The sequence below is a fragment of the Nonomuraea sp. K271 genome (genome assembly GCF_009908215.1).
In the GTDB taxonomy this organism is placed as follows: domain Bacteria; phylum Actinomycetota; class Actinomycetes; order Streptosporangiales; family Streptosporangiaceae; genus Nonomuraea; species Nonomuraea longispora.
In genome coordinates, this window is the sequence record NZ_JAAAHR010000171.1 from 1 (window position 1) to 20,356 (window position 20,356).

General features: G+C 70.1%; 17 protein-coding genes. 8 read left to right on the top strand and 9 right to left on the bottom strand.

The features are described 5' to 3' along the window. Positions 1-125: 125 nt before the first annotated feature. On the bottom strand, positions 126-1,013 hold the full coding sequence (locus tag GUY59_RS38550; RefSeq protein ID WP_138206267.1) for a carbohydrate ABC transporter permease: 888 nt from the start codon (positions 1,011-1,013) through the stop codon (positions 126-128). A gap of 178 nt (positions 1,014-1,191) precedes the next feature. Between GUY59_RS38550 and GUY59_RS38555 the strand changes: the two genes are divergently transcribed. The 6 genes from GUY59_RS38555 to GUY59_RS38580 are packed head-to-tail and all read left to right on the top strand — an operon-like array spanning position 1,192 to position 8,044. After that, entirely contained in the window at positions 1,192-2,475 is a 1,284-nt protein-coding gene (locus GUY59_RS38555) for an ABC transporter substrate-binding protein (protein WP_138206269.1), read from the top strand. Next, positions 2,459-3,457, top strand: coding sequence for a Gfo/Idh/MocA family protein (locus GUY59_RS38560; protein ID WP_138206271.1), 999 nt, complete (start codon positions 2,459-2,461; stop codon positions 3,455-3,457). The genes GUY59_RS38555 and GUY59_RS38560 overlap by 17 nt, the downstream gene beginning before the upstream one ends. Continuing rightward, a complete protein-coding gene (locus tag GUY59_RS38565) occupies positions 3,457-5,175 on the top strand; it encodes a heparinase II/III family protein (protein WP_138206273.1) in 1,719 nt (572 codons plus the stop codon). Before GUY59_RS38560 ends, GUY59_RS38565 begins: the two co-directional genes overlap by 1 nt. Further along, positions 5,172-5,927 carry an amidohydrolase family protein gene (locus tag GUY59_RS38570; protein WP_138206275.1) on the top strand — a complete coding sequence of 252 codons (756 nt, stop codon included), beginning with the start codon at positions 5,172-5,174 and terminating at the stop codon, positions 5,925-5,927. Before GUY59_RS38565 ends, GUY59_RS38570 begins: the two co-directional genes overlap by 4 nt. Beyond that, on the top strand, positions 5,924-6,724 hold the full coding sequence (locus tag GUY59_RS38575) for an amidohydrolase family protein (RefSeq protein ID WP_138206277.1): 801 nt from the start codon (positions 5,924-5,926) through the stop codon (positions 6,722-6,724). Before GUY59_RS38570 ends, GUY59_RS38575 begins: the two co-directional genes overlap by 4 nt. Positions 6,725-6,727: 3 nt before the next feature. Continuing rightward, positions 6,728-8,044 carry a transcriptional regulator gene (locus GUY59_RS38580; protein WP_161714918.1) on the top strand — a complete coding sequence of 439 codons (1,317 nt, stop codon included), beginning with the start codon at positions 6,728-6,730 and terminating at the stop codon, positions 8,042-8,044. A 76-nt stretch (positions 8,045-8,120) separates the two neighbouring features. Here GUY59_RS38580 and GUY59_RS38585 read toward each other — a convergent pair whose 3' ends face one another. Together GUY59_RS38585 and GUY59_RS38590 are read right to left on the bottom strand one after the other, a co-directional pair. Continuing rightward, positions 8,121-9,200: a helix-turn-helix domain-containing protein gene (locus tag GUY59_RS38585; RefSeq protein WP_138206281.1), complete on the bottom strand. Its 1,080-nt coding sequence runs from the start codon at positions 9,198-9,200 to the stop codon at positions 8,121-8,123. Positions 9,201-9,240: 40 nt separating this feature from the next. Further along, on the bottom strand, positions 9,241-10,101 hold the full coding sequence (locus tag GUY59_RS38590; RefSeq protein WP_252375160.1) for a fumarylacetoacetate hydrolase family protein: 861 nt from the start codon (positions 10,099-10,101) through the stop codon (positions 9,241-9,243). A gap of 136 nt (positions 10,102-10,237) precedes the next feature. On the opposite strand from GUY59_RS38590, the gene GUY59_RS38595 reads away from it, so the two are divergent. Further along, on the top strand, positions 10,238-11,539 hold the full coding sequence (locus GUY59_RS38595) for an aspartate aminotransferase family protein (protein ID WP_161714919.1): 1,302 nt from the start codon (positions 10,238-10,240) through the stop codon (positions 11,537-11,539). Here the strand turns inward: GUY59_RS38595 and GUY59_RS38600 are convergent. The 5 genes from GUY59_RS38600 to purD form a co-directional block, all read right to left on the bottom strand. After that, the gene (locus GUY59_RS38600) at positions 11,420-12,433 is read right to left on the bottom strand and encodes an EamA family transporter (protein ID WP_138206285.1); all 1,014 of its coding nucleotides are present in this window, start codon (positions 12,431-12,433) and stop codon (positions 11,420-11,422) included. The two genes, GUY59_RS38595 and GUY59_RS38600, sit on opposite strands and share 120 nt — an antisense overlap. Positions 12,434-12,792: 359 nt before the next feature. Continuing rightward, a complete protein-coding gene (locus GUY59_RS38605) occupies positions 12,793-14,082 on the bottom strand; it encodes a GTP cyclohydrolase IIa (RefSeq protein ID WP_132338225.1) in 1,290 nt (429 codons plus the stop codon). A gap of 201 nt (positions 14,083-14,283) precedes the next feature. Beyond that, entirely contained in the window at positions 14,284-15,549 is a 1,266-nt protein-coding gene (gene murA, locus GUY59_RS38610) for a UDP-N-acetylglucosamine 1-carboxyvinyltransferase (RefSeq protein WP_132338223.1), read from the bottom strand. Positions 15,550-15,628: 79 nt separating this feature from the next. Then, positions 15,629-16,462, bottom strand: a complete 834-nt coding sequence (locus tag GUY59_RS38615) for a phosphoribosylaminoimidazolesuccinocarboxamide synthase (RefSeq protein ID WP_138206287.1) — start codon at positions 16,460-16,462, stop codon at positions 15,629-15,631. Continuing rightward, positions 16,459-17,673 (bottom strand): phosphoribosylamine--glycine ligase, encoded by a 1,215-nt coding sequence (gene purD / locus GUY59_RS38620; RefSeq protein ID WP_138206289.1) that lies wholly within the window; start codon positions 17,671-17,673, stop codon positions 16,459-16,461. Before purD ends, GUY59_RS38615 begins: the two co-directional genes overlap by 4 nt. 403 nt (positions 17,674-18,076) lie before the next feature. Between purD and corA the strand changes: the two genes are divergently transcribed. Continuing rightward, entirely contained in the window at positions 18,077-19,144 is a 1,068-nt protein-coding gene (corA, locus tag GUY59_RS38625; protein ID WP_246064399.1) for a magnesium/cobalt transporter CorA, read from the top strand. 22 nt (positions 19,145-19,166) lie between these two features. Here corA and GUY59_RS38630 read toward each other — a convergent pair whose 3' ends face one another. Continuing rightward, a complete protein-coding gene (locus GUY59_RS38630) occupies positions 19,167-20,072 on the bottom strand; it encodes a glycerophosphodiester phosphodiesterase family protein (protein WP_138206291.1) in 906 nt (301 codons plus the stop codon). Between the last annotated feature and the right edge of the window lie 284 nt (positions 20,073-20,356).

Sequence of the window (20,356 nt, forward strand, 5' to 3'; positions counted from 1 at the left end):
GAAGACCGCCTGGCCGGCGGGCTTCAGCCCGGCGGAGAGCAGGATCAGGAACGGGCCGACGAAGACCAGAGCGATCGCCGTCAGCAGGATGTACATCCCGGCGCGGCGCAGTCTCATGGGCAGGCTCATGGCACGACCGTCCGTCCGCGGGTGAGCCGGTAGTTGAGGATGGCCATGGCGATCATCAGCACCCAGAGCACCAGCCCCATCGCGCTGGCGTAGCCCATCTCGTAGTGCTCGAACGCCGCCGACCAGATGTAGTAGCCGAGGGTGAGGGTGGCGTCCTGCGGGCCGCCTCTGGTCATCACGTAGATGGAGGTGAAGGCCTGCATGGCGTCGAGCATCTCCACCGTCACCGCGACCGCGATGTAGGGCACCATCAGCGGCACCGTGATGTGACGCAGCCGGTGCCAGGCGGTGGCGCCGTCGACCTTCGCGGCCTCGTACAGGTTGGTGGGGATGGTCTGCAGTCCGGCCAGATAGATCATCATGTAGAAACCCATGCTTTTCCAGCCCTCGACCAGCACGAGCGCGGGCAGCGCCCAGAAGGGGTGGAGGAGGTACTGGATGGGCTGGTCGAGCAGCCCTGCCGCGGTGAGGATCCAGTTGAGCACGCCCTGCTGGTGGAAGACGTACTCCCAGGCGACGCCGACGGCGACCATCGAGGTCACGACCGGTAGGTAGTAGAGCATCCGGAACGTCCTGATGCCGGGGAGTCTCTGGTTGACCAGTACGGCGAGCAGCAGCGGCACCACCACCAGCAGCGGGAACATGCCCACCAGGAAGAGCAGCGAGTTGAGCAGTGCGGTCCAGAACCTGCCGTCTCCGACGATCCTGGTGAAGTTCTCCATCCCTATGTAGACCGGCTGGGACACCACGTCGTACTCGAGGAACGACAGCTGGATCGCGGTGACCGCCGGCCAGGCGAAGAACACGCCGAACAGGACGAGCGCCGGGATCACGAACAGGTAGGGCGTGTACCACCGCTGCCCTGGGATCCGGCCGGCGGCCATCGCATCACATCCTTTTTGCCGTCCTAAGATTTGATAAAGGCTGGCCAGAATTTGGGGAAGCGTACATTCGGCTGATCTAGACGGTCAAGACCGCGCCCCTTGACGTTCCGTTGTGAGGCTGACATGGTGCCGAAAGTGGCGATTAAGGACGGCCATATCTTGCAGGAGGCTCGCGGAGATGACTCGATGTGCCTTAACGATCGGCGCGCTTGCGCTGTCCCTCTTCACCGCCGGCTGCGTCGCCGGCACCTCGCCCCAGACCGCCGCGGCGCCCGCGGACGACCCGCCCTTCGAGGGTGAGGTCGAGTTCTGGACGATCAACCTGAAGAAGAACTACAGCGACTACATCACCGGCCTCATCGCCCAGTACGAGAAGGAACACCCCAAGGTCAGCATCAAGTGGGTGGACGTCCCCGGCCAGGAGAGCGCGACCAAGCTGCTCGCCGCCGTGGCCAGCGGTGACGTGCCCGACGCGGTCAACGTCAACTCGGTCGAGCTGGGCAGGTTCGTCCCGTCACTCGAACCGCTCGACGCCTACTTCGGCCAGAAGGACCTGGCGGACTTCCAGCCCAACCTGGTCGAGCCGATGCGGATGAACGGCAAGCTCTACGCCGTGCCCTGGTACAACGGCGGCGCCCCGGTCGCGATGTACCGCAAGTCGGTGGTCTCCAAGGCCGGCTTCGACGAGAAGGCGCCGCCCACGTCCTGGTCCGAGGCTCTCAAGCTGGCCGACACGGTCTACGACAAGACCAAGGTCAACGGCACCAACACCATCCCCGACCACACCGCGCTGCGCTACCACGGCGTCCCCCTGCTGACCGACGACAAGAAGAAGGCGGCGTTCAACACGCCCGAGGCGGTCGCCGTGCTCGAGATGTTCAAGAAGAGCTACGACAGGCACGGCATCGCGCCAGGGGCCGTCTCCAAGGACATCCGCAACCTGCCGCAGTCGCTGGAGAACGGCCAGGTGGCCTTCAAACCGATGGCCAACGCCGCCGAGCTGCTCAACATCCAGAAGAACGCCCCCGAGGTCTACGAGGACCTCGCCATCACCGAGCCGGTGAGGATGAGCTCCGGCGGTTACATGCTGCTCGCCCAGCAGGCCTTCTCCATCCCCGCGGCCTCCACGCACAAGAAGGCCGCCGCCGAGTTCATCAAGTACTTCACCAACGGCGCCAACCAGCTGGCCTTCTGCAAGATCGTGCCGATCTACCCGTCCACGGTCTCCTCGACCAAGGACCCCTTCTTCACCGAGGCCGAGGGCGACGATCCGATGGCCGCCGCCCGCCAGGTGATCGTCAAGGGGCTGCCGCAGCTGCAGTACGTCCCGCTCGGCACCACCAAGGACGCCGAGCTCGCCGAATACCTCATGGAAGAGGTCAGAGCCTTCCTCCAGGGATCCCAGAGCGCCGAGGAAGCACTCGACGCCGCCGAGAAAAAATGGAATGACGCACTTGCCTGAACTCCGCATCGGCATCATCGGCGCCGGCCTCATGGGCCGCGGCCACGCCGAGGTCTTCGCCGCCCATCCCAGGATCCAGATCACCGCGGTCGCCCGCCGGCCGCTCGAACACGCTCCAGGAGCGACCGTCTACCCCGGCTACCAGGAGCTGCTCGACTCCGGCACGGTGGACGCGGTCTCCATCACCACCCCCGACCACCTGCACGCCGACGTCATGGTGGCCGCCGCCCGCGCGGGCGTGCACATCCTGGTCGAGAAGCCGTTCACCACCACGGTGGCCGACGCCGACCGCGCCGTCTCCGCCATCCGGTCGGCCGGCGTCGTGGCCATGTGCCTGTTCAACCACCGGTGGGTGCCGGCGTACGCGCAGGCCAAGGACCAGATGCGGGCGATCGGCGAGCCGGTCGTGGGCTACGCCCGCAAGGACGACACCATTCACGTGCCCACCGAGATGCTCGGCTGGGCCGACGAGACCACCTGCGCCTGGTTCCTGTCCAGCCACGACGTCGACCTGATGACCTGGCTGTACGACGACGAGGTGGTCGAGGTGTTCGCCACGGCCAGATACGGCAAGCTGCGCGGCCGGGGCATCGACACCCCCGACGCCATGCAGATCCAGGCCAGGTTCGGCCGGGGCGCGGTCGCCACGTTCGAGTCGGCCTGGATCTACCCCGACACCTTCCCCACCATGGTGGACAGCTACGTCACCGTGGCCGGCGAGACGGGCGTCATCCAGCTCGACCGCCAGAAGGAGAACATCCAGGTGGCCACGGAGGACGGCTACGCCTATCCCAGGAACATGTTGCAGCGGGTGGTGCACGGGGTGCCGGCGGGGGCCTACCGCGACGCGATCCACCACTTTGTGGACTGCGCGATCGCGGGGACCGAGCCGCTGATCACCGTGGAGAGCTCCCGGCACGTGACCGCGGTCCTGGCGGCCGCGCACGAGTCGGCCCGTACGGGGAAGCCGGTGAAGCTCTGATGGGGACGGATGTCACGTACGTGGAGAAGCCGCCGCACGTGGACCCGGTGCGGATGCGGCACATCACCGACGAGGCGCTGCTCGCCGAGCTGGGCGTGACGTCGGTGGCGCAGGCGCGGCCGTGGCGGCGGCGCGACCCGGTGTGGCCGCGGCCCCGCCCCGAGGACGTGGCGGAGGCGGACCGGCTGGTCGGCACCGAGGTGGACTTCCTCGACAAGGGCCACGGCCGCTCCCGGCTGTACGGCTTCCACTACCTCAGGTGGATGATGCCCCTGGTGTCGGCCTACGCGCAGACCGGCGACCCCCGCTACGCCCGCGAGTGGGACCGCTTCTTCCGCCAGTGGTACGCCGGCCGTGACCTGGTCGAAGGCGACTGGCCGGGGCTCGACGTGGTGTGGTACTCCCTCGGCGTCGCCTCCCGCTCGATGCACGTCACCCGGGCGCTGGCCGTCTTCGGCACCGAGCCCGCGCTCAGCGACGCGTGCTGGCTGGAGATGACGAAGACCGTGGTGGGCGGCGCCCGGTGGGCGGCCGAGGAGCACGACGAGTTCCGGCACGGCAACTGGCAGTTCGCCACCGTCTGCGAGCTGCTGCACGTCGCCCGCGTGTTCGCCGACCTGCCCGAGTCGGGGCAGTGGGCCGAGGTGGCCAGGGCGCGCATCCTGGAACACCTGGAACGTGACGTGCGCGAGGACGGCGGCCACCACGAGCGCTCCCCCGGCTATCACGGCATGTGCCTGGGGGGCGTGCAGCGGGCCGCGTCCGTCGACCCCGACCTGGTCGCCCACCCGCGTTTCCGCGCCATGCACGACTGGCTGGCCTCGCTGACGACCTCGGGCGGCTGGGTGCCGCACCTGCAGGACAGCGGCGTGGTCTGGCCCGCCGAGATGATGCGGACCGGGGAGGAACTGCTGGGCGAGCCGGTGGTGCCCGTGAAGGGCTCGCACGCCCTGGAGGACAGCGCGTACACGATCTTCCGCTCCGGCACCCTGCACACCGTGATCAACCACGGGCCTTACATCGGCCACGAACTGGAGCCGCACAGCCACCACGCGGCGCTCGACTTCGTGTTGTCCGGCTGGGGGGTGCCGCTGGCCTGGGAGGCGGGAGGCCCGCCGTCCTACGACGACCCCGGCTACTACGACTGGTTCCAGGCGACCAGGGGCCACAACACCCTGCTCGTGCCCGGCGAGGACTACGCCGAGGACCGCAGGGCGGCCCGCGACCTGTTCCACGCGGGCGAGCACGCGGACGTCTTCGCCGGCCACCACCACGGCTACCGGGCCAGGCACGAGCGCCGGATCGTCTTCGTACGCACCGAGCCGTCCTACTGGCTGATCACCGACGAGATCGACGCGGAGGCGATCTGGCTGATCCACGGCACGTCGCCGTGGGTCGAGCACGGCCCCGGCCACGCGAGCAGCCAGGGCCCCGGGCTGCTCGTGGTGCCCGCGCAGCCGCCGGACGAGGTCACGTTCGGCAGCGGGCCGGCCAGGATGCCCGACCCCGCGACCGCCACCGCCCCGTACGGCGAGATCCACTCGCTGGGGCTGCGCCGCCGCGACGGCCGGTTCACGGTCGCCGTCTTCCCGTTCCAGGACGTACCTCCCGAGGTCCACGTGAGCCCGCCCGCCATCCGCGTGGACGGCGTGACCGACACGTTCACCGCGCACGGCTGGGCGCGGGACGGGCTCGCCGAGCACTGGGGCGGCCGATGAGCGAGGACCGGCCGGTCCTGATCGACGCGGACGTCATGCTCGGCCGCCACCCGCGTCGCGACGTGGGCGGGGGCACCGTGGCCGAGCTGCTCGCCGCGATGGACCGCGTGGGCGTCGCCGAGGCCGTGGTCGGCAGCATGACGTCGTGGCTGCACGACCCGGCCAGGGGCAACCGGGAGCTGACCGGCCTGCTCGCCGGGCAGCCCAGGCTCAGCCCGTGCTGGGTGTTGCTGCCCGACACGTGCGGGGAGACGGGCGCGGGGTTCGCCGGCGCCGCCGTCGAGGCGGGCGTGGTCGCCGTACGCGCCTTCCCGCGCGAGCACGGCTGGGACCTCGCGGGTGCCGACGCGGCTCCCGTCCTCGACGCCGTGGAGTCCGTACGGCTGCCGCTGCTCGTGGACGCGGGCCAGACCAGCTGGCAGGAGGTGGAGGCGCTCGCGCGGGCGCATCCGTGCCTGCGGATCGTCGTCGGCGGCGTGGGCTACCGGAAGTTGCGGCAGATCGCCGGCGTCCTGGACAGGACGGGCAACGTGAGCATCGGACTGGCCGACCTGTCCTCGCACCGTGGGCTGGAGTGGCTGGTCTCCCGGTTCGGCGCGGACCGGTTCGTCTTCGGCACGGGAGCGCCCTACCGCGATCCGGCCGAGGCGGTCACCCGGCTGCTCTGGTCGGAGCTCGGGCAGGCCGAGGTCGCGGCCATCGGCGCGGGCAACCTGCGCCGGCTGCTGAGGAAGGAGGTCAGAGCGGCATGAACGAGCTGACGACGGCTCTGTGGGCGCGCCGCCCGCAGCAGGCGACGAGGATCGTCGACGCGCACGCCCACGCCGGGCCGTACAGCGTGTTCTTCATCCCCGACCCCGACCCGGCCGGGATGATCGCGGTGATGGACCGGTGCGGCGTCGCGCACGCGATGCTCTCCAGCCACCTGGCGATCCAGCTCGACGCCGCCAAGGGCAACGCGGCCACCGCGGAGATCGTGGAGCGGGCGCCCGACAGGTTCACCGGCTACCTGACCGTCAACCCGTGGCAGGACCCGGTCGCCGAGCTCGAACGGTGGGGCGACGACCCGCGTTTCGGCGGGGTCAAGCTCCATCCCGACCTGCACGAATATCCGCTGACCGGCTCGCGCTACGCCCCGGTCTGGGAGTACGCGGAGCTCACCGGGCGGCCGGTGCTCACCCACACCTACTCGGGCTCGCCGTACAACGACCTGCCGCTGGTCGGCGAGGTGGCCGGGCGGCACCCGCGCGCCACGATCCTGGCGGGGCACTCGGGGGTGACGCCGCTCGGCATCGACCAGTCGATCGAGGTGGCCGAGCGGCACGAGCGGGTCATCCTGGAGGTATGCGGGTCGTACAACACGGGCGCGGCAATCGCCGGGATGGTCCGCAGACTCGGCGCGCACAGGGTCGTGTACGGATCGGACTTTCCCTTCATCGATCTGCGTATGTCGTTAGGACGGATACTGTTCTCAGATCTCAGCGACGACGACAGGGCAGCGGTACTCGGGGGCACCATCACCGCTCTGCTCGGAAAAACAGGGGCATAAAGGTTGGACGGTCTACGATCCAAGATCGCGATTGGTGTGGTGGGGCCGCACGATCTGGTCGAGCAGATCGTGCACATCGGCGCGAGCATGCCCTCGGCCGCGTCGTTCCGGCTGGTGGGCGCTCCGCATGCGGGTGAGCACGAGACCCGCGACAAGCTCGCCAAGATAGCGGGCAGCATCGACGCGGTCCTGTTCACCGGGCCGCTCCAGCACGACCTGGCGACCCAGGCGGGCGAGCTGCCGGTGCCCGCCACGTTCGTGCCGGTGAGCGGGGCCGGCCTCTACTCCAGCCTGCTGCGCGGCACGCTGTCCATGCGGATCGACCCCGCCAGGGTGAGCATCGACTCGATCGCCCGCGCCGACGTGGCCGAGGCCTACCAGGAGATCGGCGTGCCCATGAACGGCGTGCACGTCTCCGAATACCGGCAGCCCGACTCGGTGCGCGACTTCGTCGCCTTCCACGAGCGGCTCTACCGCGAGGGCGCCACCACGGCGGCGCTGACCACGGTCAGGACCGTGGCACGCAAGCTGGAGGCGGCCAAGGTGCCGGTGTTGCGGATGATGCCCACCCCGCACACGCTGCGGCTGGCCATCAACACCGCGACGCTGCTGGGCACGGGCAGCCGCCTGGAGGAGTCGCAGATCGCCATCGTGCTCGTCGAGCTCGCGGCCTCGGCCCGCCCGGCGCAGTCGGGGCCGGGCAACTACTGGCAGCAGGAGCTGAAGCTGTCGCTGCACCGGTCGCTGCTGGCCGAGGCCCGGCTCATGGGCGCGACCGTCGCCCCGCGGGAGGAGAACAGCTATGTGATCACGGCGACGGTGGGCGCCCTCTCGCAGGCCACCGACGGGTTCCGGGTGGCGCCGTTCGCCGACCGGGTGCGCGCCGACCTCGGGATGGTCGTCGAGGTGGGCATCGGGCTCGGCAACACCGCCCGCGACGCCGACGCCCACGCCCTCATCGCCGTCGAACGGGCGCGCGCGGCCGACGCCACCGCCGCCTTCCTGGTCGGCGGCGACGGCACCGCTACCTCGCTGCCGCTGCGGCAACGGCGCAGGAGGGAGCCGGTGGAGGAGCCCGCGGCCGGCTCCAAGGCGGCCAGAACGCTCGACCGGCTCCTTGAGCGGCTGGGCGACGACCCCGAGGCGATGGTGGTCGACGCGGAGAGCGTGGCCGAGGTGCTGGGCGTCGCGCCGCGCAGCGCCCGCCGCGTGTTGCAGAGCCTCGTGGAGGAAGGGCTGGCGTGGGCGCTCCCGCCGGTCAGGTCGTCGCAGGCGGGCCGGCCGCGGCAGCCGTACCGGCTGGTGTCGCGCGCCGACTAGCCCTCTTCTCCACCCCATCCGTCCCTTGCGCACGCCGACCTGCCCTCGAGCCGGAGGCCGGACGGAGGCGGCGGTCTCAGGACGGCATAGGCCGGTGGTTGCGGCGATACTCGCTGGGCGAGCAGCCGACGTGGCGCTTGAACACGCCGCGGAACACCTTCGCGCTCAGATAGCCCGAGCGGGCGGCCACCATGTCGATCGGCGCTGTGGTGGCGGTGAGCAGGACGCGGGCGTGGCGCAGCCGCAACGCGGTCAGGTGGCGCAGGAACGTCGTCCCGCGCACGTCGGCGAACAGGTGCGCGATGTAGAACGGGCTGGCGCTGACGGCGTGCGCGACCGTCGCCAGCCGCAGCCGCGGATCGGCGTAGTGGGCCGCCATGTAGCTCTCGGCCATCGACAGGATGTCGCGGGGGGCGGGCGGCATCAGCCGCCACAACGTCTCCTCGATCCAGATGTGCAGGTAGGAGCGCTCGTGGATCTGGGTCACCGTGGTGAGCTCCTCGATGGGCAGACGCGCGAACGCGTCGACCCAGTCGGTGGAGCCGCCCGTGAGCCGTCCCCGGTTGACGACGTCGACCACGAACAGCAGCTCGCCCATCAGCCAGTTGTGCAGCGTGCTCGGGGACAGGCCGCGCTCCTGGACGCACCTGTCCACCCAGCCCGCGAGCAGCCCGGCCGCGCCGCCCCTGTCGCCGGCCTGGACGCGGCGGGCCAGCTCCGCCTCGATGCGCACGGGAGGCGGCGCGCAGGAGTGCTCCTCCTGCGGCGCCGTGATGACCCTGTCGCCGCCCAGCAGCAGCTTGTAGGAGTTGGTGCGCCGGGCGTCCCGTTCGATCACCGTCGTGCTGTCTGGGCCCTCCCGCGGGGTGCCCAGGCTGACAGTCGCGGTGAGGCCGGTGGCGTTGACGATGCCCGCGCGGATCTGCTCGGCCAGCGCGGTCGCCTCCCCCATCAGCCGGTCGGGGTCGTCGCCGCTCAGCCTGACCAGCCACTCGTCGGGCGGCAGCGGCTCGCAGGACGCCGGCCGCCGTGCCGTCGCGGCGCGGACCGCGCGGTCGGCCTGGTCGAGCTGGATGCGCGCCCACTCACGGCCGTGGGCCCGCGTCGAGGCGACGTAGTCGTCGATGTCGATGAGGGCGCCGACCGTGAACTCCATACCTCCCAGGGTACGAGTGAGGTGCGCCGATATCTATGGTTTAGGCGGACCGAAAGTCGACCCGATTGATCAGTGTGCCCACGTCCTGCACGGTGGCCCGCATGACGTCCCCCTCCTTCAGCGGGGCGATCCCGGCGATGGTGCCGGTGGCGATGAGGTCGCCGGGCAGCAGCGTCATCCCGTCCGACAGGTCGGCGACCAGCTCGGGGATCCCGAACACCATCTGCTTGGTGTTGGCCCGCTGCCGCACCTCCCCGTCGACCTCGAGTGTCAGCTCCAGGTTCTGCGGGTCGGGCACCTCGTCCACGGTCGCGAGATACGGCCCCGCCGGCGCGAACGTGTCGAACCCCTTGGCCTGGTCCCACGGCGCGTTGCGGGCGATGTTGGCCAGCTGCAGGTCGCGGGCCGTCATGTCGTTGATCACGGTGTAGCCGGCCACGGCCTCGCGCCAGCGCTCGGCGGGCAGGTCGCGGACCGCGGAGCCGACGACGACCGCCAGCTCGACCTCGTGCTCCAGGTGCTTCGTACGCGCCGGAGCCGTCACCGGGCGGTTGTGGCCCGTCAGCGCGGACGGCGGCTTGAAGAACAACACCGGCTCCGGCGGCACCTCCAGCCCGCTCTCCTCCGCGTGCGCGACGTAGTTCAGCGCCAGGCAGCAGATCTTCGTGCAGGTCGCCACCGGCGGCTCGAACACCACCGACGACTCGTGCAGCAACTCCCGCGCGCCGGCCCAGAGCCGGTTCACCTCGTCGGTGAGCCGGTCGAGCCCGTACTCGCCGAGCAGGGCCACCGGATCGTCGCCGGCTCGCATCCCGGCCAGGCTGAGAAGTTCCCCACCCTCGCGCCAGGCCACCAGTTCCACTTCATCGGCGGGGGAGCGCCGGATACGCCCGAGAAACACGGCCATTCCTTCCTGGAGGTCCTATCAAGCTCACCAGGTGCCTCGCGGGCCTCACAAGGGCCCGTCCTTGCGATGACGCCCTCCTCGTTGCTCTCCTCCTTGTCGGCGGGCGTCGCCGCGGCCTTTGATGGTCCCCATGAGCAGGACCTTGCACGTCAGCCGTGACCTCCATGCCGACGGCCGGCGCTACCTGGCCGGTGGCGTCTCCAGCGACGCCCGCCGGGTGGCCGGCGTCCCCCTCTACGTGGACCGCGCCCAGGGCGCGCGTCTGTGGGACGTGGACGGCAACTCCTACATCGACTACGTGCTCGGCCAGGGGCCGGCGCTGCTCGGCCACTGCCCGCCCGAGGTCGTGGAAGCCATCGCGGGCCAGGCGGCCCGCGGCATGGTCTACTCGGCCCAGCACGCCGCCGAGGTACGCGTGGCCGAGCGGGTCTGCGCCATGGTGCCCTCAGCGGAACGGGTGAGGTTCAACACCGTCGGCTCGGAGGCCGTGCACGGCGCGCTCAGGCTGGCCCGCGGCTACACAGGGCGCTCCAAGGTCCTCAAGTTCGAGGGCCACTACCACGGCTGGCTCGACCCCGTCCTCTACAGCGTGCACCCCGCCGTGGAGGCGGCAGGACCGTCCAAGGAGCCCGTGGCGGTGCCGGGCACGGCGGGGCAGCAGCCGGGACACGCGGACGACCTGGTCATCTGCCCGTGGAACGACCTGGATACCCTGACCGGCCTGATGGAACGGCACTCGGGGCAGATCGCCGCCGTCATCGCCGAGCCGGTCCTGTGCAACACCGGCGCGATCAGCCCCGACCCCGGCTATCTGGAGGGCGTGCGGCGGTTGTGCGACGAGCACGGCTCCCTGCTGATCTTCGACGAGATCATCACCGGCTTCCGGCTCGCGCCGGGAGGCGCCCAGGAACACCTCGCGATCACCCCCGACCTGTCGGTGTTCGGCAAGGCCATGGCCGGCGGCATGCAGGTGTCGGCGCTGACCGGCCGGGCGGAGGTCATGGACCACATCTCGACGGGCAAGGTGGCCCACGCGGGAACGTTCAACTCCCAGCCGGTCGGCATCGCGGCGGCCGAGGCGACGCTGCGCGTCCTCGACGAACGGCGCGAGGAGGTCTACGGCACGCTGTACGAGCGCGGCGCGGCGCTGATGGAGGGCCTGCGGTCGGCCGCGGCCAAGGCCGGCGTGCCGATGCTCGTGGACGGCCCCGGCCCGGTGTTCCAGACCTACTTCACCGACGCGCCCGCCGTGCGGGACTACCGGGACTTCGCCGCCACCGACCGGGCCAAGATGGCCAGGCTGCACGAGGCGCTACTCGACAGGGGAGTCAACATGGTCCCGCGCGGCCTGTGGTTCATGTCGACGGCGCACACGGCGGCCGACGTCGACGCCACGGTCGACGCGTTCGCCGGAGCGCTGCGGGACCTTTGACCGGCGTTCCGTCGTGATGACCAGGGCGACGCCGACCAGGATGATCGCTCCGCCCACGACGATGCGCGGGGTGATCGGCTCGCTCAGCGCCAGCGCGCCCAGCACGACCGCCACGGCGGGGTTGACGTAGGCGTACGTCGACACGAGCGAGATGGGGGCGTTGCCGAGCAGCCACGAGAACGCCGTGAACCCGATCAGCGAGCCCACGAGGATGAGGTAGGCGAGTGCGATCCAGGACCTGCCGGTGATCGTCGCCGGGTCGAGCCGCTCGCCCGTCGCGGCGCCGAGCACCGCGAGGCCGAGGCCGCCCGCGAGCATCTCGATCGTGCTCGTCGCGAACGAGTTGGCGGGCATCGTGACGCGCCCCGACAGGAACGCGCCCACGGCCCACAGCAGCGAGGCGACCAGCACCACCGCGATGCCCGTGGCGGCCGCGCCCTCGTTGCCGGTGAGCGAGAGCGCGGCCACGCCGCCGAGCCCCACCAGCACGCCCGCCATGGTCGCCGCCCTGGGACGGTCACGCACCACGAACCTGAAGGCGACCAGCCACAGCGGCACCGACGCCACGAGCAGCGCCGCCAGCCCGGTCGAGATGTACTGCTCCGCCACCGACAACATGCCGTTGCCCAGGGTGAGCAGCAGCACCCCCACCAGCGAGGCGCTGAGGAGTTGCCGTCGGGTCATCGTGAAGGCCCGCTTGCCGGACGTCAGGAGCAGGAAGCCGCCGAGGAGCACGGCCGCGGCGAGGAACCGCATGGAGGCGCCGAGCAGCGGCGGGATCGACTCGACCACGATGCCGATGCCGAGATAGGTCGATCCCCACACCACGTAGACGATGGCGAGGGCGCCCCAGACGATGAGCGGGGACCGCGAGTCAGGAGCGTTGTGGTCCATGGGTCATGACAGTAGCGGAGGGGCCCGACAGAAACCGCGCGGCTTTCGGACAAACAGGTGGCCCGATCTCTGCGGTGGCAGGGAGCTCTCACCTGCGCACGGCGAACGAGGGACCATCGGAAGATTGGTGCCCCCGTCCGAATCCCGTCGATCGGGGGCGTCGCAATTCATACCCCTTCTTGCGAGGACCAACCGCCATTTCCCCAAGTGTCAACCGCAGATTCGCCAAGTCGTCACATTCCGGACACGCCTCAGGGCATGGAAGGCCACGCTGCGGGGCAACCGGAAGCGAGCCCGCCGCCGTCGGAGGGGGAAGGTGAGGCGGCGGGCCGCGTACCGGGTGGATCAGCCGGGGGCGATCAGCGCGGCCCCAGCTTCTCCACGATCAGCCGGTAGAGCTGCCGGGGCCGGCCGGGCTGGGGAGTGCGGTTGGGCGGTAGCGGCCACGCGAGTCCCTCGTCAACCAACGTGCGCAGCAACCGCCGAGCCGTACGGGGTGTCACCCCCAGCATCTTGCCTGCCCCTTCGGCGTCCACCACCGTGTCGCCGCCCTCCAGCTTGGCCGCCAGCCGGGCCAGCACCTCGACCCCTTTGGGTTTGAGTGCCGTGGCGCCGGTGGGCGGCATCCGCGGGGCCGGGATGAGCGCCCGTCCCTCGCGGTCGACCGCGAACCCCTGCGCCTGCTTGCCCGCCTGTGTGCGGGCCAGCGCGGCCCGCGCGTGCGACTCCGCGTCGTGGGTCGTCCGTCCCATGCCCACGCCGACCTCGACCGCCAGCCCCAGCTCGTCCCTGATCCTGGCCGCGAACGGCAACACCCGGAAACCGTCGGTGGCCGCCGCGATCGAGCCCCTGGTCGCCGTGACCAGGTAGCTGTGATCGTCGATGGGCCAGACGGTCGCGTTGATGCGGTTCGCCTCCTGGACCAGCAGCCGCTGCAGCGACAACCGCAGCTCGTCGCGCCAGTAGCGGGGCGCGGCGCGGCGCACGGGTTCGCGCAGCGTCGGCACCTCCACCAGCACCACGGTCAGCTGCGACTCCTCCAGCCGGTGATGCGCCCCGAGCAGCGCCGCGGTGTGCAGCGCCGTGCGGACCGCGGCGGAGGTCGGCTTGATCCTGATGACCGGTACGCCCGCCGTGTGCAGGCGTTCGGCCACGGCGGCCAGGCATGTGAGCGCTCCCGTGGTCGCGCCCTGCCTGGCCAGCCGTTCGTGGTAGGCCGCGATCGTGCCGGTGGCGCCCGGCTCGTCGCGGCTGTGCACGTCCGTGGCGGGGATGCCGAGGTCGGTGTACGCCTCCTCGACATCGGCCCGGCTGACCACGTCGATGCTGACCCGTTTGGGGTCCATCCGGGTGTCGAGCGCGGCCTTGGCCAACGCCGCCACCAATGCTGCTCCGCCGAGTTGCACGTAGGTCGCGGGCATCGTCAGCACGCCTGATCGCCTGGCCAGGTCATATGGGACCGGGCTGGCGAACAAGCATGCGTCGACACCGGGTCCGAGCCTCGTCACCTTGTCGGGCGCCTCTTGCTCGTCGCGGTAGGCGGCCGCCACCAGGCGACACGGCAGCGGTGCCGCGGCGTGTCCCATCAGCATGACTCGCTCGACAAGGTCGTGGGGTCCGACCACGCCGATGGTGAGGTCCGGTGTCATGGCGCCCGGGCGTGACACTCGGGGAGTTTCTTCGGCCCTCTCGACCAATGTTCGTCCCATCCTGCCGTCCGTTGCGGTGCTCTCTTTTGGAACGATCGCTCGCGGGGGCCGTAATGTCACGCCCGACTTTTCCGGAAAGCCGTTCAGGTTGACCGCCCGACAAGATGTCCTAGCAGCTCAACGAGCATTTTCTCCCGTTTTTTAGTGCGGGGAAATCTCTCGTGTAATGTCCGCGCCGAGCGCGCGCATTCGAGCGGCGAGATGCGCGTGGCCGCGGTCGATGAGGTAGCCGCTGCCGATGACGGTCTCGCCTTCGGCGGCGAGTCCGGCGAGCACGAGAGCGATGCCGGAGCGCAGATCGTGGGCCGTCACCTCGGTGCCGGTGAGAGGGGTGCGGCCGCGCACGACGGCCCTGCTGCCGTCGACCTCGACGCCGGCGCCCATCTTGTTCAACTCGCCGGCCAGCGCGAAACGGCCGTCGAAGATGCGCTCGTGGATGTAGCTGGTGCCGTCGGCGAGCGCCGCGACGGTCATCATCGGCGACTGCAGGTCGGTCGCGAACCCGGGATAGGTGTCGGTGATGATGTTGATGGGCCGCAGCGGGCCCTCGCAGCGCACGTGCAGCACCGCGCCCTGCCGGGCGAACTCGACGCCCATCTGCTCCAGTTTGTACCGTACGACGCCCAGGTCGAGGCCGGTGCCCACGAGGCTCAGCTCGCCCCCGGTGATCGCCGCGGCCATCGCGAACACGCCCGCGTCGAGCCGGTCGGGCATGACCGTGTGCTCGACGGCGTGCAGCTTGTCGACGCCCTCGACGGTGATGAACCCGGTGCCGCCGCCGCTGATGCGCGCGCCCATCTTGGTGAGCATGTCGATGACGTCGAGCACCTCGGGTTCGAGGGCGGCGTTCTCGATCACGGTGGTGCCCTTGGCCAGGGAGGCGGCCATGATGAGGTTCTCGGTGCCGGTGTGCGAGGGGGTGTCGAGGTAGAGGGTCGCCCCGGTCAGGCCGGACGCCTTGACGTGGATGACGGTCTCGCCCTCGTCGACGATCGCGCCCAGCCGTTTGTAGCCGAGGTAGTGGAAGTCGAGGTTGCGGCTGCCGAGGTTGCAGCCGCCGACGCCCTCGACGACGGCCTCGCCGAGCCGGTGCAGCAGCGCGGGGGTGAACAACACCGAGCCGCGGAAGCGCCGGGCGATCTCGGCGGGCAGCACCGGGCTGGTCAGCCGGGAGGCGTCGATGACGAGCGTGCGCTCGGACTCGTGGAGTTCGACGTACGCGCCGACCGCCTCGGCCAGCTCGATCGCGCGGCGGACGTCCTCGATGATCGGCACGTTGCGCAGGACGGTGCGGCCCTTCGCGGCCAGCAGCGCCGCACCGATCATGGGAAGCACGGCGTTCTTCGCGCCCTGGATGAACGCGGTTCCACGCAGTGCGTTGCCACCGCGCACGCGGTAACGGACCATTTCGTGCGGCTCCTTGAATTCCGGCGGTGAGGCTCGATCGGGCCAACAGTAGTCGGTAACACCACATGACCCAGCCGAATCATCCGCTAAAGGGAGCTCCCGTGATGCGCTCATACGCTTCTAGGTATCGTTCGCGTGTGCGCTCCACGATGTCGTCAGGCAGGCGAGGTGGGGGGTTTCCGGAAGCTTTGTCCCATCCGGATTCGGGCGATAGTAGCCAATCGCGTACAAATTGCTTGTCGAAAGAAGGTTGCGGACGGCCCGGTTGCCAGGCATCGGCCGGCCAGAAACGCGATGAATCCGGCGTGAGAACCTCGTCGCCCAAGGTCAGCACCCCGTCGGAGTCCCAGCCGAGCTCGATCTTGGTGTCGGCCACGATGATGCCCCGCTCGCGGGCGATCTCCGCGCCGCGCGCGTAGACCGCCAGCGTGATGCGCCGCAGCTCGTCGGCCGCCTTCTCGCCGACCTGCGCCACGACCCGCTCGTACGAGATCGGCTCGTCGTGCTGACCCACCGGCGCCTTGGTGGACGGCGTGAAGATCGGCTCGGGCAGTCGCGACCCGTCCTGCAGCCCCTCGGGCAGGCGCACCCCGGAGACGGTGCCGCTCTCGCGGTATTCGGCCAGCCCGCCGCCCGTCAGGTAGCCCCGGGCCACGCATTCGACCTGGACCATCGTCAGCGGCCTGCACACCACGCTGCGGGCCTCGTCGCCCCTCGCCACGATGTGGTTGGGCACGATGTCCCCGAGCTGGTCGAACCACCACAACGACAACTGCGTGAGGATCGCGCCCTTGTCGGGGATGCCGGGCTCCAGCACGTGGTCGAAGGCCGAGATCCGGTCGGAGGCGACCATCAGCAGGCCGTCATCCGTCTCGTAGAGATCGCGCACCTTGCCGGAGTGCACGTGCTTCATAGGGCGATGTCCGTCCTGTAGTGGGAGCCGCGCAGCGTGATGCGCCCGGCGAGGTCGTAGGCGTGGCGCCGCGCGCTCTGCTGGTCGGGGCCGTGGCCCACCACGCTGAGCACCCGCCCGCCGTTGGAGACGATCGTGTCGCCCTCGCGCCTGGTGCCGGCGTGGATGACGTAGGCGTTGTCGGACGGCTCGATCCCCGTGATCACGTCGCCCTTGACCGGGGTGCCGGGATAGTTCTCCGCCGCGATCACCACCGTGACGGCGCTGCCGTCCCTGAACACCGGGTCGAGCCCCAGCTCGCCGGTCGCGCACGCCATCAGCAGGCCGCCGAGCGGAGTCTCCAGCCGGTCGAGCAGCACCTGCGTCTCCGGGTCGCCGAAGCGCGCGTTGAACTCGACCACCTTCGGGCCCTTCGAGGTCAGGGCCAGCCCGACGTAGAGCACCCCCTGGTAGGGCAGCCCGCGCCGCGACAACTCCGCGATCGTCGGGTGCACGACCTCCCGCATGACCTGGTCGGTGAGCTCGTCGGGCGCCCACGGCAGCGGCGTGTAGGCGCCCATGCCGCCGGTGTTGGGGCCATGGTCGCCGTCGAGGGCCCGCTTGAAGTCCTGGGCGAGCTGCAGCGGAACGGCCGTGCTGCCGTCGCACAACGCGAACAGCGACACCTCCGGCCCGTCGAGGAACTCCTCGATCACCACCCGCCCGCACGAGCGCGCGTGGTCCAGCGCCTGCTGCCTGTCGTCGGTCACGACGACGCCCTTGCCCGCCGCGAGCCCGTCGTCCTTGACGACGTAGGGCGGGCCGAACTCGTCGAGCGCGGCCGCGGCCTGCTCTTCGTTCTCGCAGGTCCGCGACCGTGCGGTGGGCACGTCGGCGGCCTGCATGATCTCCTTGGCGAACGCCTTGGAGCCCTCGATCATGGCCGCTTCGCTGGACGGCCCGAAACACGCGACGCCGGCCTCGCGCACCGCGTCGGACACGCCCGCCACGAGCGGCGCCTCGGGCCCGACGACGACGAGATCGACCCGCAGCCGCGTCGCCAGATGGGCCACCTGCGCGGGGTCGAGCGGGTCGACCGCGTGGACGGTCGCGACCTGCTCGATGCCCGGGTTGCCCGGAGCGCAGTGGAGCTCGCTGACCTGGGGATCGAGCTTGAGGGAACGGCACAGGGCGTGCTCACGCCCTCCGGAACCAATGACTAGAACGCGCACGCACTCATTGTCGCAGGCCCGCCGGCGTGGGCTCCCACAGGTCCGCGGCGCGGACCGCCTGCCGGAATAGACGACGATCCTTGGTGAGTTCTACCGGGGTCGACTGCTCTCGGCCTAGTATCGTCAGATTGCTTCACCCGCCTGTGATAGGTTAAGGCGGCTTTGCGGCGTCCTTGTGTGATTGGAGGTGGTCCGGGATGAAACCTGGTGATCCCAGCAGTACGTGCTCTTTCACGTACGACCTGCGTACCCCCGACCACTCCAATCCGGCAGCCTGATCGTGCCTCCACGCCTCTGTTCTTGATTGAGGTGACTTCTCGTCGCGCGTGGAGCGTGCCAGGTCGGGCGGAAAGGGACTGCCATGCGCTCGTCCACGCTTTTCCGTCGCATCAACCGTCACCCTGTGCGGCAGCACGTCGCGCGCCAGCACGCCACCCCGGTGCGTGACGTACGTGTGCCTCCCGTTGAGTCCGTCGTCGAGTTCGGCGCCTACGTCCACGGCGCGAAGGTCGCCGCCCCGGGCATCATCGAGGCGCTCCACCTCGTACGCGAGCACAACAAGAGCGCCGAGGGCGCCAACGCGTTCGTCTGGGTGGGGCTGCACGAGCCCGAGGCGCCCGAGGTGGAGTGGCTGGCCGAGGTGTTCGAGCTGCACCCGCTGTCCGTCGAGGACGCGGTCAAGGCCCACCAGCGGCCCAAGATCGAGCGGTACGCCGACTCCCTGTTCATGGTGCTCAAGACCGTCGCCTACCTCGACCCCGGCAGAGGGCCGGGCGACAACGAGATCATCGCCACCGGCGAGATCATGGTGTTCCTCGGCGCCGACTTCGTGGTGACCGTGCGGCACGGCGAGCACTGCCCGCTCACCGCGGTCCGCGAGCGCCTCGAGGACAAACCCAAGCTGATGAGCCGCGGACCGGCCGGCGTGCTGCACGCCATCGCCGACCACGTGGTCGACCAGTACCTCCAGGTGTCCGACCTCATGCAGCTGGAGCTGGAGGATGTCGAGGCGACCGTTTTCGCCGACGTCAGCTCCCGCGACATCAACCGCATCTACCAGCTCAAGCGCGAGATGCTGGAGATGAAGCGGGCCGTCACCCCGCTGCAGGCGCCGCTGTCGGCGCTGCCCCAGCGCCGCGTCGTCCCGTCGGAGATGCGCGAATACTTCCGCGACGTCGGTGACCACCTGTCGCGCGTGTGCGAGCAGGTGGAGTCGTCCAACGAGTTGTGCAGCTCCATACTGCAGGCGGCGCTCGCCCGCTCCAACGCGCTGGCCAACGAGGACATGCGCAAGATCTCCTCGTGGGTGGCCATCCTCGCGGTGCCTACGATGATCGCCGGCATCTACGGGATGAACTTCGACTTCATGCCGGAGACCAAGCAGGTGTGGGGCTATCCGGCGGTGCTGACCGTCATGATCACGGCCTGCGTGCTGCTCCATCGGGGCTTCCGCCGCAACGGCTGGCTATAGGTCCGGCTTCCCCGCCCCAATCTCAGACGCCGACGGGCTTGAGCGGCCCCACCGGCTCAGGCAGCTGCAGCCCTCGCTCACGCCACAGGTCCCGCATCCGGTCTGGATAGTCGGTCACGATCCCGGCCACCCCCAGATCCAGCATCCGGCCCGCCAGCTCGGCGTCGTTGACCGTCCACACCGCCACGTCGAGACCGGCCGCCGCCGCCTGCGCCATCAGGGCCTCGTCCACCATGGTGTGCTTGGGCGAGAGCGTGGTCGCCCCGGCGTCGCGCGCGGCGGCGGGCACGTCGTCGCCCAGGTCGTCGTGCCAGTGCAGCGTGTCGGGTTCGATCAGCGCGAACCTGCGCGCGCCCGGGACCAGCCCGGCGGTATGGCGGATGATGCGCCAGTCGAAGCTGAGGATGGCGACGTTGTCCAGCCGTCCGTGCCGGTCGAGCTCCTCGACGACCTGCTCGGTGAAGGCCTCCGGGTCGGGCGTCAGCTCGGGCCTGGTCGGGTCGGACTTCAGCTCGACGTGCAGGCGTACGCTCTCGGCTTCGTAGGCGTTCACCAGCCCCAGCACCGCACCGAGCGTCGGCATGCGGGTCTCGGGCATCGGGACCTGGGTCAGCGCGAAGGGGTCGTCGGGATGGCGCGGCAGCCGCACGCCCACGTCGAGCGTGCGCAGCTGCGCGAGGTTGAGCGATTTGATCGGTTTGCCGACATAGGGAAAGAGCGGGTCGCCGGCACGGATGGGCCGCCTGTCGGCGCTGGTCACGGCGGAGACCGTGAGGTCGTGCGTGAGCACGAGGCGCCGATCGGCGGTGAGCGCGACGTCGAGCTCGAGCGCGTGCACGCCCAGCTCCATCGTGCGGCTCATCCCCGGCAGGGTGTTCTCCGGCCAGAGGCCGCGAGCACCCCGGTGACCATGAATCTCAACGCGCACAACCCGGACCCTACCTGGCTGGGGGTGCGACTAGACAGTGCCACGCCGTGTCCTTTTTATCCTGCTACGCCCGGTCGATGACTAGACCTCAGACAATAAGCTGGATTGCATGACGGAGGTTCTCAATAAGGCCCATCCCGCAACAGTCAGGGCATGGGTAGACGGATGGGTGATCTCCCGTAGAGCCCCCCGGCCCGTGCCCGAACCCTGGGGCACGCGGGTCGACGTCGGCCTCCCAGGACACGTGGCCCGCCACATCGTCCCCGCACCCACCCCCGAGATCC